Below are 16,321 nucleotides of genomic sequence, written 5' to 3'. Positions count from 1 at the left end.
CGAGAATGGAGTACAGGCGGCTTCAGGCCATCTACTTCAGGCCGAACGCCCGCAGCACGGTCTGGTCGATCGCGTTGCCGTCGCGGTCGGTGGCCCGCACACGCAGCGACACCGACTCGGCGCCCTTCGCGGGCTTGAACCTCGCCTTGCCGCTCTTGACCTTCACTTCCTTCCAGGACGTGCCGTCGTCGTAGGAGACCCAGGCCTTCAGGCTGCTCGCCTTCACGCTCCCCAGCTGGTTCGCGACCGGCAGGTCGACCTTCAGCTCCTTGCCGCTCTTGGCCCGGTTGAGGAGGTCGAGGTCCTTCGGGGCGATACCGACGGTGAGGATCGGCAGCGCCGTCGAGGTGCCGGTGTGCGCCGAGGCGAAGGTCCACTCGGTGTGCGTGCTCGTGGAGTACTTGGCCCAGGCCGCCCGGCGCTGCACGTCCAGATCGAAGCGGTACGAGGCCTTGTCCGCCGACACGTCGAAGACGCCGTACCCGCCGAACGTCGAGTCACCGACCAGCTTTCCGTCCGCGTAGAGCTTGCCCTTCGCGGTGTTGTCGGTGCCGTCGATGTACCCGTAGTGACCCGGCGTGGAGTCGGTCAGCTCCGCCACCGAGAGGGTGAGCTTGTCGCCGGTGCGCTCGGAGAGACCGTACTCCTCGCTGGTTCCCGGGCGGACGACCTGGCGCAGCCAGTTCTCGGTGGGCTCTGTGCCCGGCTTGCTGAAGGTCCGCAGCGGGCTCCACTGGCCCCTGTACGCATCCCAGTTCGGATAGACGACGTGCCAGGTACGGGTGTCGGGGTCGGCGTAGTAGTACTCGTCGCGGTCCGTGCCCAGCTCCATGTAGTCGCTGTTCTCGATGGCGAAGAGCTGCCAGGGGCGGTAGGTGTACACGGTGTCCGCGCCGATCTCGCCGGCCGTGGCGCCGTAGTAACGGGCCTTTTGCTTCACCGTGTTGGAACGGTCCAGGCGGTACGTCTGGTTCGCGGTGATGGCGCCGCTCCGCGCGGCCAGCAGGGTGTAGACATACGGACTGACCGGCGTGCCGCCCAGCTTCAGCTTGACCTTCTTGCCGGTCTTCAGCAGGTCGGTGAGCTTGGCACCCTCCTCGCCGGTGGCGATCATCAGCGGGACCGTGGTCGCGTGGTCCACGGCCTCGATCCAGAAACCGGGTGTCTTGCGGTACGCGATGAGGTAACCCGCGCCGGCCTTGGTCGCGTTGTCCAGAGCGTTCTGTGCCCGCTCCGTGGCGCCGAGCGCGACCACCGCCACCTTGCCCTTGACGTCGAGCCCCGCGAAGTCGGCCTCGGTACCGCCGCCCGCGTCCACCGCCTGGACCTTGTGGTCACCGCTGATCTTCAACGGGAAGTCCTCGTAGGTCTGGCAGTAGTAGAGCGAGGACAGCTCGGTCTTCTCCGGGCTGGTGACGCTCGCCGTCAGCTCCTTCTCGTACAGCCGGAACTTGGCGGAGAACTCCAGGGTTCCCTGGGTGACCTGCTTGGTCGGCGCGACATAGACGTGGTCGGTCCAGAAGCCCTGGCTGTAGGTGAGCCCCCAGGAGCTGCCCGGCCCCTCGCGGTGCCAGTTGGTGCTGAAGCCCTGGAACTCGGAGTTCTCCTTCGTCTCCGGCTTGATCTCCACAGCCTTGCGGGCGTCGAGGACGATCTCGGTGTCCCCGTCGACCTTGATCTCGGGGTTGCCGACGATCGAGGTGCCGACGGCCGTTCCGCCCCCGTCCCGGTCCGCGATCCAGGTCGCGATGGAGTACGTTCCGGCCGGCACCTGCCAGGTCCCGCCGGTGCCGATGAAGCCGGACTCCTTGGGGTAGGCGTCGTTCAGTTCGTGAAACGAGTAGAGCGACCCCGAGGTGGGCGCCTTGCCGTCGCGGCCCAGGAGCGAGACCTTGAGGTCGTAGGTCTTCGGAGCCTTCTCGAAGCCGACGCCCGTGGTGACCTGGATGCCGTCGGCGGTCGCCGTGATGTGGCCTGTGTACCGGCCCTGGGCCTCCTGCGCGGGGTCGACGCCGACCGGGACCGACGCGGTGCCCCGCGCGGGCACGGTCAGCGTGCTGTCGCCCAGGGTGACGTCGGCGAGTGACGACGAGATCTTCAACTCCACAGCTTTGTCAGTGGTGTTGGTGTACGTGATGTCCTTGGTGGCGATGTCGGTGTCGCCGTCCTCGAACTTGCCGAAGCTCAGTGTCGGGGTCGCGAAGACGTTCTGCCCGACGGCCCGCACGGCGTCGACCCGGCCGTCGCCCTGCTCGAACACGGAGTTGTCGGCATTCGTCTTCGCCGTGCTGGCCAGGGCCTCCTTGATCTGCTCGCCCGTCCAGTCCGGATGCGCCTGAGCGACCAGCGCCGCGGCGCCCGCGACATGCGGGGTCGCCATCGACGTACCGTTCGCCGTCGTGTAGTTCTCGTCGACCGGCGTGCCCATGGTGGTGCCGGCGGCACGGGCCGCCGTGATGCTCACACCCGGCGCGGTGATCTCCGGCTTGACCGCGAAGTCGCCGGGGCGCGGGCCGCGGCTGGAGAACGACGCCAGCTGGTCCGACTTGTCGACCGCGCCCACGGTCAGCGCCGAGTCGGCGATGCCCGGGGTGCCCACGGTCTGCTCGCCCGGGCCCGCGTTGCCCGACGCGATCACGAAGAGGGTGCCGGTGGACGCGGACAGGTCGTCGACGGTCTCACTGAGCACGTCGGAGGGGCCGGTCGCCGTACCGCCCAGCGACATGGAGACGATCTTCGCACCGGAGTGCGCCGCCCACTCCATGCCGTTCAGGATCCAGGAGGTCTGGCCACGACCGTCGTTGCCCAGCACCTTGCCGATCAGCAGCTGCGCGCCCGGAGCGACACCCTTGCGCTTGCCGTCCGAGGCGGCGCCCGAGCCGACGATCGTGGACGCGACGTGGGTGCCGTGGCCGTGGCCGTCCTGCACCGTCTGGTCCGGTACGAAGCTCTGCGACTCGGCGATCTTCCCGGCCAGGTCCGGGTGCCCGGTGTCCACGCCGGTGTCCAGGACCGCGACCTTCACGCCCGTGCCGTCGTAGCCCGCCTGCCACACCTCGGGCGCGCCGATCTGCGGCACACTCACATCGAGGGACGCCTTCACCTTGGCGTCCAGCCAGATCTTCTCGAGGCCGTCGCCGAGCTGCTCCGCGGCCTTCGCGGTGGGCTCGGTGCCGAGCGCCGGGGCGATGTCCGCCCAGAAGTCGGTGGACTTCCTCGCGCTCAGCGCGGCGCCGTCGATCCCGGGCAGCACCAGGGTCCGGCGCGCGCCCTCGGGGGTCTCGGCGCCCTTGCGGAACGTCGCGATGACCGGGGTGCTGCCGGTCTTCGCGTCCGTGTACCCCTGCTCGACCAGCTGGGTGACGTTGAACAGGGCCGGGTCGAGACGGCCTGCCTGGATCAGCGGGATGGCGTCCGCCGGAAGGACGCTGATCTCGCCGTCCTTCTCACTGGACAGGAAGGTGGCGGCCTCGCGGCCCTTGCCCCGCCGGACGTCGACGGCGTTCTTGCCGTCAGGTCCGACGGTGAGCGACACGGTGTCGCCGGTGATGAGGGTGACGATCTGCGGTGGAGTGGTGCTGCGCGGGTCCGTGAGGGATGTGACCGGTGTGGTGTCCGGTGATCCGGGAGCGGCTGTCGCGGGCGTGATCGCCCCCGCGAGCAGTCCGGCCGCTCCTGCCACGGCCCACAGGGCGTGGAGTCTTCGCATGGGTGGACGTCCTCCCCTGAACGCGGAAACGCTTCCGCTCGGTAAGCGGAAGCCGAGATCAGAGTGAGTGCCGGGGCTACGGCGACTCAAGGGCATCCAGTGGCCGGAGGGTGCCAATGCCGCCTTCGGCCAAGGAAGTTGGCCGATGCCCACCGGGCGTCCGGCGGCCCGGGAAACACGGTCGCAGCCGATTGCGCACGCTTTGCACGGCTCCGGCTCAGTCGGAGCACAGCATTCCCCCAGCCAACCGGGACAGGATCAGGACATGGCTGGCATCTCCGGTACCCGAAGCGGACGGGTCCGCGTCCTGATCGTCGATGACGAACCCGCGCTCACCGAAGTGCTGTCCGTGGCCGTCGCGGAGGCGGGCTGGCGCCCCTACCCGGCGCCCGACGGGCAGAGCGCGCTGCGCGAGGCGCGCCGCTGCGCCCCGCACGCCGTCGTCCTCGACGGCATGCTGCCCGACCTGGACGGCATCCAGGTGCTGCGCCGGCTGCGCTACGAGAAGCCCGAGCTGCCCGTCCTCATGCTCACCGCCCGCGACACCGTGGAACACCGCCTCGACGGACTGGAGAACGGCGCCGACGACTACGTCACGAAACCGTTCTCACTCCAGGAGGTCGTCCTGCGGCTGCGCGGACTGCTGCGCCGCTCAGGTGCCGAACGCACCCGCACCGACGACGCCGTACGCGTCCTCGGCGGCCTGATGATGACCGCGGAGTCCCGCGAGGTGCACCGCGACGGCGCCCCGGTCACGCTCACCGCCAAGGAGTTCGACCTGCTCAGCCTGCTGATGGAACACCCCCGTCAGGTACTGAGCAAGGCGCAGATCCTCGAGCGCGTCTGGAGCACCTCCTTCGACGGCGGCGGAAACCTCGTCGAGGTGTACATCTCCAGCCTGCGCCGCAAGATCGACCGGGGCCGGGCGCCGATGATCCACACCGTGCGCGGGCTGGGGTACGCCATCAGGCCGGTGGAGGACGGGAGATGAGCATCCGCGAGGCCCGGGGCCACTCCCCGCGCGGCAACCGCAGCCGTTTCGGCGGCCGTTCCCTGCGCACCCGCCTCCTGCTGTTCATCACCGTCGTCCTGGTCGCCGTATGCGCCGCGATGGCCGTCACCACCGTCTTCGCCCAGCGCGCCTACCTGCTGGGCAACCTGGACGACCGGGTCACCAACGCGGCCGAGCGCAGCCTGGGCGGAGCCTCGCTCCACCCGGAACTCGGCGGCGACCTGACCTTCCTCAACGAGAACGGGCACCCCGCCGGAATGCTCGCCGCCCGCCTCGACGCCGACGGCAAGGTGGTCGCCGCGGCCACGGTCGGCCAGGACGCCCCGCCGCGGTCCCTCGGCAAGGCCCAGACCGCGGCTCTGTCGGGCATCGGCACCGACGGCTCCTTCCACACCAGGACCGTCCCGGGCCTGGGCGTCTACCGCATCACCACCCTCGACAACAACGGTGTCCGGGTCCTCACCGGCCTTCCGATGGGCGACGTCCAGGACATGATCAGCGGCCTGGTGGTCGTCGAGGCGGCCGTCGCGGCGGCGGGCCTGGCAGTCGCCGGCTGTGTCTGCGCGGTGGTCATACGACGGCAGCTGCGCCCCCTCGGCCGGGTCGCCGCCACCGCCGTCGAGGTCTCCCACGCGCCGCTGTGCCGCGGCGAGGTCACCGCTCTCACCCGTGTTCCCGAGCGCGACACCGACCCCGGCAGCGAGGCCGGACAGGTCGGCGCCGCCCTCAACCGCATGATCGACCACGTCGAGTCCTCACTCGCCGAACGCCAGCGCGGTGAGGAGCGGGTGCGGCGCAGCGAGGAGCGCATGCGCCGCTTCCTCGCCGACGCCAGCCACGAACTGCGCACACCGCTCGCCTCGATCGCCGGCTACGCGGAGCTGATGAACCGCGGCACCGACCGCATCGAACCCGGCCTGGCCTGGCGCCGGGTCACCGCCGAGTCCACCCGGATGACCGGCCTGGTCGAGGACCTCCTGCTGCTGGCCCGCCTGGACGAGGGACGCCCGTTGCAGTCCGCCGAGGTCGATCTGGCCGCGCTGGTCGCCGAGGCGGTGTGGGACGCGCGCGCCGCGGGCAGCGGTCACGACTGGCAGCTCGAACTCCTCCTGGACGACCTGCCGTTGGTTCTCGGCGACGAGGCCCGGCTGCACCAGGTGGTCGCCAACCTGCTGGCCAACGCGCGTGTGCACACACCCCCGGGCACGAGCGTCGTCGCCGTCGTGGAGGCCCGGCACGGTCTGGGCACGATCCGCGTCCGCGACGACGGCCCCGGCATCCCGCCCGACCTGCTCCCCACGGTCTTCGAACGCTTCACCCGGGCCGACACCTCCCGCGCCCGCGCCACCGCAGGGACCGGCTCCGGCCTGGGCCTCGCCATCGTCTCCGCGATCACCGCGGCCCACGGCGGCCGGATCGACGTACACAGCGCACCGGGCCGCACGGAGTTCACGGTCGAACTGCCCCTGGCGGGCGACCTGGGGGCGGATACCCTGACCTGGAGCCCCCGCGCGTCACTGCTGTGAGCGGGCGGCGAAGGGGGCGGAGAGGGGCTCGGGGGCATGACGACGATCGCGGTGACCGGGCACATCAACCTGTCCGCCGACAGCGTTCCGCTGGTCCGCGCCGCCCTGGACACCCTGCTGACGCGGTACGCGGACGACGGCGGACTCGTCGGGGTCTCCTGCCTCGCCGAGGGCGCCGACGCGGTCTTCGCCGAGGCAGTCCTCGCCGCCGGTGGACGCCTCACCGCGGTCGTTCCCTCCCGGCACTACCGTCGCGACGCGGTCGGCCCCGCCCACGCCCCGGTCTTCGACCGCCTCCTGGAATCCGCCGAGGAGGTCCTCGTCCTCCCGCACGAGACGGCGGACCGCCGGGCCTACGAGGCCGCCAACTCCGTACTGATCGAACGCGCCGACCGCCTGGTCGCCGTATGGAACGGCACACCCCCGAGCGGCAACGGCGGCGGCACCGCGGACACCGTTCTCGAAGCCCGAGCGGCCGGAGTCCCGGTGGACGTGGTCTGGCCGCCCGGCGCGGCACGCGGCAGTTGAGCCGCTTCGATCCCAACAGCCTTGCCTGCGTGACCCGTTCGGATAGGGTCCGGATCATGGAGTGGACAGCCCTGACGAGCACGGTCGCCGGCGCGGCGATCGCCACCGGTTCCGCGCTGTTACTCGACGGCCGACGCTCGCGCCGGGACCGGGTGGACCGTGATCTGCAGATCCGGCGCAGCCTGTACGGCGACTACCTGGCCTGTCTCTCCGAGGCCCGCCACACCTGCGGAAACGTCGCTCGGGATCCGGAACTGCCCCTCGCGACCCGCCGCAGCACGGCACGCGAGTCGTTCGGCCCGTGCATCGGCCTTCGCTACCAGATGACCATCACGGCGCCCGACGACGTCGTGGCGGCATCCGAACACGCCTTCCGCTGCCTGCGCGATCTCCGCGACCACGTGATGGAGGGTGTCCTCACCACCGACGAGGTCTATCTGGCGGGACGCCTCGGCTACGACGACGCCCTCACCGCCCTCCGGGCCTGCATGCGGCGGGACCTGGGCGCGGCGGGGACGTGAGGGCGGGAAAATCGTGAGTGCCCCGGTGGACAGAGGTGGTAAACCCTGTAGCCGGTCCACACCGTTGTGGGCGCTGACGAGCAGGCGGAGAGGCAACTGATGCGGGAAACAGGCGACTTCATCGCGGACACCTATGCGCTCGGCAGCGGACCGTGGGTGATGACGCCCGTCACCCGTGGGGCGCTGGGGCAGATCTGGAAACTGTCCGGAAGCGATTCGGCATGGGCGGTGAAGGAGCTCATCTTCAGCCGCGACGAACCGGTGGTCGACCAGGAAGCCGCCCTCCGCGACACCGCCGAGGGACTGGGAGTCTCCGCGCCCCGCCTGATGCCCAATCGCACGGGAGCACACGTCTCCCGGCTCCCCGCCGCCCTGGGCGGCTCCTATCTGAAGCTGTACGACTGGGTCGACGGGACCCCGGCGGACCCCTCCGACCCGGAACTCCTCGACTGGTGCGGCCGGACCCTGGCCCTGCTGCACCGCGCGGGGGAGGGCGCGAGCGAGCCACCGGTCGCCTGGTACGAGGAGTGCTACCCGCGGGCCGACTGGACGGAGCTGCACGAGAGGGTGCGCCGGGCCGGCCTGCCGTGGGCCGAGGAACTGGGCCGGTGCATCGCCGTCCCGCTGCCGGAACTGACCCGCTCCGTCACTCCCTCCGACCCCCGTGACCTGGTCGTCTCCCATCGCGACGTACAGCCGCAGAACGTTCTCCTCGGCCCGGCCGGCCCCGTGCTCCTCGACTGGGACAACGCCGGACCCGTCTCGGCGGAGCGCGAACTCGCGTACGTCGTCTACGTGTGGTCGGGCGGAAACAGCTTCCGCGCCGAATCCGCACGCCGGCTCGTTCGCGGATACCTGGCGGCCGGCGGCCGCGCCGCCCTCCACGACCTGGGCGCCTTCTCGCTGCTCTTCGTGACGGCCCTCAACTACGTGTACGTACAGGCCGACTGCGCGGCCGACCCGAACGCGACCCCGGAGCAACGCGAGTTCGCGAGCGGCCAGGTCGTCGCCACCCTGCGCGCCCTGCCGGACCCGGCCGCGGTCTCCCGCCTCCTGGAGGCTCTGAAGACCGAGTGGTGAGCGAACGGGACCGGAACCGGGCCCGGCCGCCGCAAGAGCGCCGTACGCAACCGTTTACAAGCGGGCCGTACGGCGCTACCTTCCGCCACAGGTGAGGTGGGAGCGCTCCCATATGACGGCCCCCCGGCGGACCGGAACCCGCCGGGACCGGGCGCCGGGAGTACTCCCGCCTCGCGCACCCGCATCGATCGACCCCTCCATCCGCGCACGGTCCGTACACGGAAGGACGGACTTCGTCATGTCGTCTGTCATGATCATGGCAAAACCGAGGTCGCGCTTACGCACGCGAGCCCTTCTCCTCGTCCTCCTGGCCCTGTTGGCCACCGTCCCCGCCCTCGGTCTGATCGTCACGGCCGGTGGCCGGGCCGAGGCGCACGGCACCCCCATGAAGCCCGGCAGCCGCACCTTCCTGTGCTGGCAGGACGGCCTGACCGACACCGGTGAGATCAAACCGGTCAACCCGGCCTGCAAGAACGCCCAACAGGTGAGCGGTACCACGCCGTTCTACAACTGGTTCTCGGTACTGCGCTCCGACGGCGCCGGCCGCACCCGCGGCTTCGTCCCGGACGGCCAGCTGTGCAGCGGCGGAAACACCAACTTCACCGGCTTCAACGCCCCGCGCAGCGACTGGCCGTTGACCCATCTCACCTCGGGCGCGACCGTCGACTTCTCCTACAACGCCTGGGCCGCGCACCCGGGTTGGTTCTACGTCTACGTCACCAAGGACGGCTTCGACCCGACGCGCACGCTCACCTGGGACGACATGGAGGCCCAGCCCTTCCTCAGCGTCGACCACCCGCCGCTCAACGGCTCCCCGGGCACGGTCGAGGCCAACTACTCCTGGACCGGGCAGCTTCCGGCCAACAAGTCGGGCCGCCACATCATCTACATGGTCTGGCAGCGCTCCGACAGCCAGGAGACGTTCTACTCCTGCTCCGACATCGTCTTCGACGGCGGGAACGGCGAGGTGACCGGTATCCACGAGCCGGGCAACCCGGGCGAGCCCGTCCCCGGCACCTGCACCGCCACCCGCCGGACGACCAACAGCTGGAGCGGCGGCTACCAGTCCGAGGTCACCGTCACCAACTCCGGTGACGTCCCGATGCTCGGCTGGATGGTCGACTGGACACTGCCGGCCGGCCAGTCGGTGGCCAGCCTCTGGAGCGGAAACGCCACCTACAACGGCCAGGCGGTGATGGTCCACAACGCCGACTGGAACGGATCGCTGAGTCCGGGGCAGAGCACGACCTTCGGGTACGTCGTCTCGGGCAGCGGTGGAGACAGCGCTACGAGCCTTCCCTGCCGGGTGGGCTGAACAGCAGAGTTGCTCCGGGCGGCGCGGTGGGGACCGCGCCGCCCGGGTGCTGGTGCTGGTGCTGGTGCTGGTGCGTGGCTTGGGGCGACGTACGGGTGTGCGACAACGCTGTCTGTTTGGTCTGTACATGACTCTACCGCCGGTGCCGACAACGATGTCAAGCGCGTCGCGAAACCCGCCCGCGCTCTTCCGTGGTACGGCTGGCGCACGTTACTGTCCCTGCGGCTTGTGCGACCCGTGGTGCGCGACCCGTCCGAAGGAGGAGGGGCCGCGTCATGCGTTTCCGTCCGATGTCCCTGCTGCTGGCCGCGGTACTCGCGGTCACCGGTGCCACCCCCGCCCTCGCGGCGTCCGCCGCCCCGCCCGGTCTCGTCGACGACCCCACCCCCTACGTCGATCCGCTCATCGGCACCAGGAACGGCGGCAACGTCTTTCCCGGCGCCGTGACCCCCTTCGGCATGTTCTCCTTCAGCCCGGAGAACACCAGGGGTGACGCCACCCGCACCGCCGCACCCGGCGGCTACCAGTACGACGCCACCCGCATCCGCGGCTTCAGCCTCACCCATATGTCCGGCACGGGCTGTGCGGGCGGCAGCGGCGACATCCCGTTCTTCCCGTACGCGGGCGAGGTCGTCTCGTCGCCCGCGAGCGACACCAAGGACGCCGTCTACGCCTCCGACTTCAGCCATGCCGACGAGAGCGCCGAGCCCGGTCACTACAGGGTCGGCCTCGCCTCCGGAGTCACCGCCGACCTCACGGCGACGGCCCGCACGGGCTCGGCCCGCTTCACCTACCCGGACGGCAAGCCCGCCTCCCTGCTGATCCGCACCGCCAACTCCGAGGTGGGCTCGACCGATTCGGCGGTCACCATCGACCCGGTGACCCGCACGGTCTCCGGCTCGGTCACCTCCGGCAACTTCTGCGGCTACCTCGACCCCGAAGGCCAACGCGCCTACTACACCCTCTACTTCACCGCCCACTTCGACCGCGCCTTCAAGGCCACCGGCACCTGGCAGGACGGCACGCTGAGCCCGGGTTCGACCTCGGCGAGCGGCGGCACCGGCGGATTCTCCAGCGGCGGGCGGCCCGTCGCGGGCAAGGGGGCCGGCGGCTACGTCGAGTTCGAGCCGGGGTCCGGTCCGGTGAACGTCAAGGTCGGTATCTCGTACGTGAGTCAGGCGGGCGCAGCCGCCAACCTCGCCGCGGAGAACCCCTCCCACCGCTCCTTCGACGCGGTCAAGGACGCCGCCCGCCGCGCCTGGCGGGAGCGGCTGGCCGCGATCCGGGTCGGTGGCGGCACGGACGACGAACGCACCACCTTCTACACCGCGCTCTACCACGCGCTCCTGCACCCGAACGTGATCAGCGACGCCGACCGCAGATACCGCGGCGGCGACGGCAGGGTCCACACCGTCTCGCGCGGCCACCAGGCCCAGTACGGCACCTTCTCCGGCTGGGACGTGTACCGGGACCAGGTGCAGCTGCTGACCCTGCTCAACCCGCGTACGGGGTCGGACATCGCGCAGTCCCTGTACGAGCTCGCCCGGCAGAACGGCGGTGTCTGGGACCGCTGGCTGCACGGCGCGAGCGGCACGCACGTCATGAACGGCGACCCCTCCCCGGCCGCGCTGGCCGGCATCCGCGCCTTCGGCGGCACGGACTTCGACCTGAAGGGCGCGCTCGCCTCACTCGTGAAGGCCGCCACCGTACCCACCGAACAGGACCTGTCGTCGGCCGGGAAGCCGGTGCTCTCCGTCGGTCAACGACCTTCCCTCGACAAGTACGTGGATCAGCACTACATGCCGTCCGTCTCCAACGCCTGGGGCGGGGCGGCCGAGACGCTGGAGATGTCCGGCGCCGACTTCGCCCTCTCCCAACTCGCCACGGCGGCCGGGGAGAAGGGGACCGCAGCCGACTTCGCCCGCCGCTCCCAGTGGTGGCAGAACAACTTCAACATCGCCGCCGACCCCGGCGGCGGGTACATCGCCAACCGCAAGGCCGACGGCAGCTGGGTCACCGGCTTCACCCCGGCCACCGGCAACGGATTCGTCGAGGGCTCGGCCGCCCAGTACACCTGGATGGTGCAGCACAACCCCGCCGGTCTGTTCGCCGCGATGGGCGGCAAGGACAAGGCGCTCGCCCGCCTCGACACCTTCTTCCACGACGCCGACGGCGACTGGGCCTTCACCGGCAGCGGCGGCGACAAGTCCGAGCTGGACAACGAGCCGTCGATCAACGTCCCCTACCTGTACGACTACGCAGGCGCTCCCTACCGGACACAGGAGACGGTCCGCGCCGCGATGAGCCGGCTGTGGTCGACGGCGCCCGGCGGCATCCCCGGCAACGACGACCTCGGCGCGATGTCGTCCTGGTACGTCTTCTCGGCGCTCGGCATGTATCCGCAGGTGCCGTCCCGAGCCGAACTCACCCTCGCCTCACCGCTGTTCCCCCGCATCGAGATCGACCGGCCGCACGGCAACGACATCTCCGTCCGCGCGCGGGGCGCCGGCGCCGACGCGCCGTACATCCACTCCCTGAAGGTCAACGGCCGTACCAGTGAGCGTCCTTGGCTCCCGGCTTCCCTCGTGCGGGACGGCGGCAGGCTCGACTTCACGCTCTCCGGCACGCCCGACAAGGCCTGGGGGAGCGACCCGTCCGACGCCCCGCCGTCCTTCCGCGAGGGCGAGCAGCCCTACCAGATCGGTGTCGGTCCGACGACGGCGACTCTCGCGCCGGGCGAGAGCGCGAAGGTCGACATCCGCGCCCTGTCGCTCAGCGGCGGCACGGGGCCCGAGGTGCGGTTCCGGGTGGAGACACCGGACGGTGTCACGGCGACTCCCGCCGAGGGAACCGTCGTCGACGGCGCGCAGCAGATCACCCTCGGCGCCGCCGAGGACATCCGGCAGGGCTTCTACGACGCGAAGGTCACGGTGACCTCGGGCGACACCTCGTACACGCAGCCCGTCGCGCTGACCGTGGCTGCCCCCGGCACCCTGCTCGCGGCCTACAACAACACCGGTGTCTCGGACGACGCGGGCGACCACGACGAGGCCGACTACGACGGCGGCGGCTGGAGCTACTCCCGCCAGGCCCTCGCGGCAGCCGGTCTCACACCCGGCGGACAGGGCACGGTGGACGGGCTGAACTTCACCTGGCCCGCCTCGCCGAACGCACGGCCCGACAACGCCTCGGCCACCGGCCAGACCATCGAACTCCCCAGCCCCGCAGGGAAGTTGTCCTTCATCGGTAGCGCGGTCAACGGCAACCAGCAGACCACGGCCACGGTCACCTACACCGACGGCACCACGGGCACGACCGACCTCTCCTTCACCGACTGGACGGTCGGCGGGGGAGGCGGCACCGTCCAGTACGGCAACGCCGTCGTCGCCAGGAGCGCGTACCGGAATGTCGCCGGGGCCGACCAGGACCCGGTGGCGACCTATGTGTTCGCCACCAAGCCGTTCACGGCCCCCGACGGCAAGGAGATCGCGAGCGTGGAGCTGCCCGACAACGCGGATCTGCACGTGTTCACCCTCGCGACCGACTGACCTCCAACACCTCGGGCAGCCAGTCGAGTTGGCGGCGCACATGCACGGCGTCGCCGCCCTCGTGCCCGTTGAACGGGTAGGCGTGGATCTCCTTGCGGGGGTCCGCGCCGCTCGATTCCCCGTAGTGGTTGAACGCCGCGTACGCCCCGCTCGGCGGGCACACGGTGTCGCGCAGTCCGGTCCCGAAATGGGCCGGGGCGTGGGCCCGGCGGGCGAAGGAGATGCCCTCTATATAGGACAGCGTCCGGTACGCGGCCTCCTCGGCGCCCCGGTGGACGGCGAGGTAGGCGGCGATCTCCCCGTACGGGCCGGCGTCCGTGAGGTCCAGGGCGCGGCGGACACCGCACAGCAGCGGGGCGGTGACCAGGACGGCCGCCAGGTCGGGCACCAGTCCTGACACCGCGAGGGCGAGGCCGCCGCCCTGGCTGTTGCCGACGGCCGCGGTCCGGGTGGCGTCCACCCCGGGCAGTGCGCGCACCGCCGTCACCGCCCGGACGGCGTCCGTGATCAGACGGCGGTAGTGACAGTCGGCGGGCGACTGTATGCCGCGTACAGCCGGGCCGGGGCCGCCGGGCGCGGTGGCGTGCGGGTCGGGGGTGGCGCCGCCGTTGCCGTACTGGTCGCCCTGGCCGCGGTTGTCCATCAGCAGATGCGCGTATCCCGCGTTCACCCAGGTCAGCCGCTCATGGGGGAGCCCGCGGCCGCGACCGTATCCGGCGTACTCGACGACGGCCGGAAGCGGTTCCCGGCCGGTTCCGGCCGGGCGGCTGAACCAGGCCCGGACCGGGTCCCCGGCGAAGCCCCGGAACGTCACGTCCCAGGTCTCCGTGAGCCGCAGTCCCGTCGCGACCGGGTGGACCGACACGAGCGGGTCGCGCTGTCCGGCCTCCTTCAGCGTGTCCTGCCAGAACGCGTCGAAGTCGGCGGGCTCGTCGGGGCCGGGGCGATGGCGTTCCAGCTCGGGCAGGGGCAGGTCGAACGCGGGCACGGGACACCTCGCAGGAATCGGTTGAACCAAGGAAACTTGCGGAGACTGCGATGCCGACTTCCCGGATCTACCCCGTCCGCAGCGGATTCCAACGCTTCACCGCTGCCTCGGACTTCGCTGCGAGACCCATTGACAGCGCTTTCGAGGCCCTTTAAGTTGCCGCGAAGTTACCGGTAAAAGCTCGAAAGTTTCGGTTCCACTTCTCCGTCATGGGAGGACCGAGCATGAGCACCTCCACCACGTCGGCCTCTCCACCCGGCACCCGGGACCCGTCGGAGCCGCCTCCCCGACCCGGCCGTCCGACCGCGCGCCGCGGCCGGCGGCGTCCGCTGCGCCGGGACTGGCAGTTGTACTCACTTGCCGTGCTGCCGCTGCTGTTCTTCCTGGTCTTCCGCTATCTGCCGATGATCGGCAACGTGATCGCCTTCCGCCGCTTCGAGCCGGGCGGTTCGATCCTGGGCGAGGACTGGGTGGGGCTGCGCTATGTGCGGATGTTCCTGACCGACCCCACCTTCTGGCAGGTCTTCCGCAACACCCTCTGGCTGGGCACGCTGACGCTGGTCTTCTGTTTCCCGATCCCGATCGTGCTCGCGCTGCTGCTCAACGAGGTGCGCCGGCGCTCACTGAAACGGTTCGTCCAGTCGGTCTCGTACCTCCCGCACTTCCTGTCGATCGTGATCGTCGCCGGAATCACCCTGCAGATCCTCGCCACGGACGGGCCCGTCAACCACGTGCTGGGCTGGTTCGGGCACGACCCGATCCGGTTCATCCAGGAACCGGGCTGGTTCCGGACCATCTACGTCGGCTCGGAGATCTGGCAGACCGCGGGCTGGGGCACGATCCTCTACCTCGCCGCCCTCACCACCATCGACGAGGACCTCTACGAGGCCGCCCGTATCGACGGCGCGAACCGCTGGCAACAGATCTGGCACGTCACCCTGCCCGGTATCCGCCCCACCATGATCACGCTGCTGATCCTCAACATCGGCACCTTCATGGCGGTCGGCTTCGAGAAGATCCTGCTGCTGTACAACGCGCTGACCTATCCGACGGCCGACGTGGTCTCCACCTACCTCTACCGGGCCGGTGTCGAGTCCAACAGCTTCAGCTACGCCGCCGCGATCGGACTGTTCGAGGCGGTCATCGGCCTGGTGCTGATCACCACCGCGAACCAGTTGTCGCGCCGCACGGTGGGGACGAGCCTGTGGTGAGGCCGAGCCGTTCCTACCGGGTCTTCCAGGGCGTCAACGGAGTGATCCTGACGCTGGTCGTGCTCGTGACCCTGTACCCGTTCGTCAACATCGTCGCGAGGTCCTTCAGCGGGGAACGCCAGATCCGCGCCGGCGAAGTGACCCTGTGGCCCAAGGGGTTCAACCTCACCACGTACGACATCGTGCTCCACGACTCGATGTTCTGGCGCAACTACGGGAACACCGTGCTCTACACGGTCGTGTCGACCGTCGTCGCCATGGTCCTGACGACCTGTTACGCCTACGTCCTGTCGAAGAAGGACCTCAGAGGGCGCGGCGTCCTGGTCGGGGTCGCGGTGTTCACCATGTTCTTCTCCGGCGGGCTGATCCCCCACTACGTCCTGGTCACCAGCCTGGGCCTGAAGAACTCCGTCTGGGCGATCGCCCTGCCCAACGCGATCAGCGTCTTCAACCTGCTCGTGATGAAAGCTTTCTTCGAGAGCCTCCCCGGCGAACTGGAGGAGGCCGCCGAGATCGACGGACTGAACACCTACGGCATCCTGCGCAGGATCGTGCTGCCGCTGTCCAAGGCGGTCATCGCGACGATGGTGCTCTTCTACTCGGTCTCCTTCTGGAACTCCTGGTTCTCGGCGTACCTCTACATGGACCGGACCGACCTCATGCCGGCCACCGTCTATCTGCGCAATCTCATCGCGGGCGCCACCACGGGCGGCAACGCCGGCGCCGCCACCGAACAGCTCAGCCAGGTCGGGGCGAACATCCAGTCGGTCACGATCGTGCTCACCGCGCTGCCCATCCTCTGCGTGTACCCGTTCGTCCAGCGCTACTTCGTCTCCGGCGTGATGCTCGGCGCGGTCAAGGGCTGAGAGCCGGACCCCAACAA

Annotated in this window: 11 protein-coding genes; 9 read left to right on the top strand and 2 right to left on the bottom strand. The window is 70.1% G+C overall.

The window, feature by feature from the left end:
* Positions 1–31: 31 nt before the first annotated feature.
* The gene (locus ACFPIH_RS02155; protein WP_381166640.1) at positions 32–3,709 is read right to left on the bottom strand and encodes a S8 family serine peptidase; all 3,678 of its coding nucleotides are present in this window, start codon (positions 3,707–3,709) and stop codon (positions 32–34) included.
* Between the two features lie 265 nt (positions 3,710–3,974).
* On the opposite strand from ACFPIH_RS02155, the gene ACFPIH_RS02150 reads away from it, so the two are divergent.
* From ACFPIH_RS02150 to ACFPIH_RS02120, 7 genes are all read left to right on the top strand, one after another.
* Positions 3,975–4,700 carry a response regulator transcription factor gene (locus ACFPIH_RS02150; protein WP_381166638.1) on the top strand — a complete coding sequence of 242 codons (726 nt, stop codon included), beginning with the start codon at positions 3,975–3,977 and terminating at the stop codon, positions 4,698–4,700.
* A complete protein-coding gene (locus ACFPIH_RS02145) occupies positions 4,697–6,247 on the top strand; it encodes a sensor histidine kinase (RefSeq protein ID WP_381166636.1) in 1,551 nt (516 codons plus the stop codon). The genes ACFPIH_RS02150 and ACFPIH_RS02145 overlap by 4 nt, the downstream gene beginning before the upstream one ends.
* 36 nt (positions 6,248–6,283) lie before the next feature.
* The gene (locus tag ACFPIH_RS02140) at positions 6,284–6,775 is read left to right on the top strand and encodes a hypothetical protein (protein ID WP_381166634.1); all 492 of its coding nucleotides are present in this window, start codon (positions 6,284–6,286) and stop codon (positions 6,773–6,775) included.
* Between the two features lie 56 nt (positions 6,776–6,831).
* Positions 6,832–7,296 (top strand): hypothetical protein, encoded by a 465-nt coding sequence (locus ACFPIH_RS02135; protein ID WP_381166632.1) that lies wholly within the window; start codon positions 6,832–6,834, stop codon positions 7,294–7,296.
* Positions 7,297–7,395: 99 nt separating this feature from the next.
* Positions 7,396–8,376 carry a phosphotransferase enzyme family protein gene (locus tag ACFPIH_RS02130; RefSeq protein WP_381166630.1) on the top strand — a complete coding sequence of 327 codons (981 nt, stop codon included), beginning with the start codon at positions 7,396–7,398 and terminating at the stop codon, positions 8,374–8,376.
* 238 nt (positions 8,377–8,614) lie between these two features.
* Complete coding sequence (locus ACFPIH_RS02125; RefSeq protein ID WP_381166628.1) at positions 8,615–9,691, top strand: lytic polysaccharide monooxygenase auxiliary activity family 9 protein; 1,077 nt, start codon at positions 8,615–8,617, stop codon at positions 9,689–9,691.
* 275 nt (positions 9,692–9,966) lie between these two features.
* Complete coding sequence (locus ACFPIH_RS02120) at positions 9,967–13,239, top strand: GH92 family glycosyl hydrolase (protein WP_381166626.1); 3,273 nt, start codon at positions 9,967–9,969, stop codon at positions 13,237–13,239.
* On the opposite strand, the gene ACFPIH_RS02115 is transcribed toward ACFPIH_RS02120, so the two are convergent.
* Positions 13,220–14,227: an acetylxylan esterase gene (locus ACFPIH_RS02115; protein ID WP_381166624.1), complete on the bottom strand. Its 1,008-nt coding sequence runs from the start codon at positions 14,225–14,227 to the stop codon at positions 13,220–13,222. The two genes, ACFPIH_RS02120 and ACFPIH_RS02115, sit on opposite strands and share 20 nt — an antisense overlap.
* A 224-nt stretch (positions 14,228–14,451) precedes the next feature.
* On the opposite strand from ACFPIH_RS02115, the gene ACFPIH_RS02110 reads away from it, so the two are divergent.
* Both ACFPIH_RS02110 and ACFPIH_RS02105 read left to right on the top strand, forming a co-directional pair.
* Positions 14,452–15,438 carry an ABC transporter permease gene (locus ACFPIH_RS02110; protein ID WP_381166622.1) on the top strand — a complete coding sequence of 329 codons (987 nt, stop codon included), beginning with the start codon at positions 14,452–14,454 and terminating at the stop codon, positions 15,436–15,438.
* A complete protein-coding gene (locus ACFPIH_RS02105; RefSeq protein WP_381166620.1) occupies positions 15,432–16,304 on the top strand; it encodes a carbohydrate ABC transporter permease in 873 nt (290 codons plus the stop codon). Before ACFPIH_RS02110 ends, ACFPIH_RS02105 begins: the two co-directional genes overlap by 7 nt.
* The last annotated feature ends 17 nt before the right edge of the window (positions 16,305–16,321 follow it).

The sequence above is a fragment of the Streptomyces vulcanius genome (assembly GCF_042653945.1).
Classification (GTDB): Bacteria; Actinomycetota; Actinomycetes; order Streptomycetales; family Streptomycetaceae; genus Streptomyces; species Streptomyces mangrovi.
Note: the sequence above shows the minus strand (reverse complement) of the source record. Positions and strands in the feature narration are given on the sequence as shown.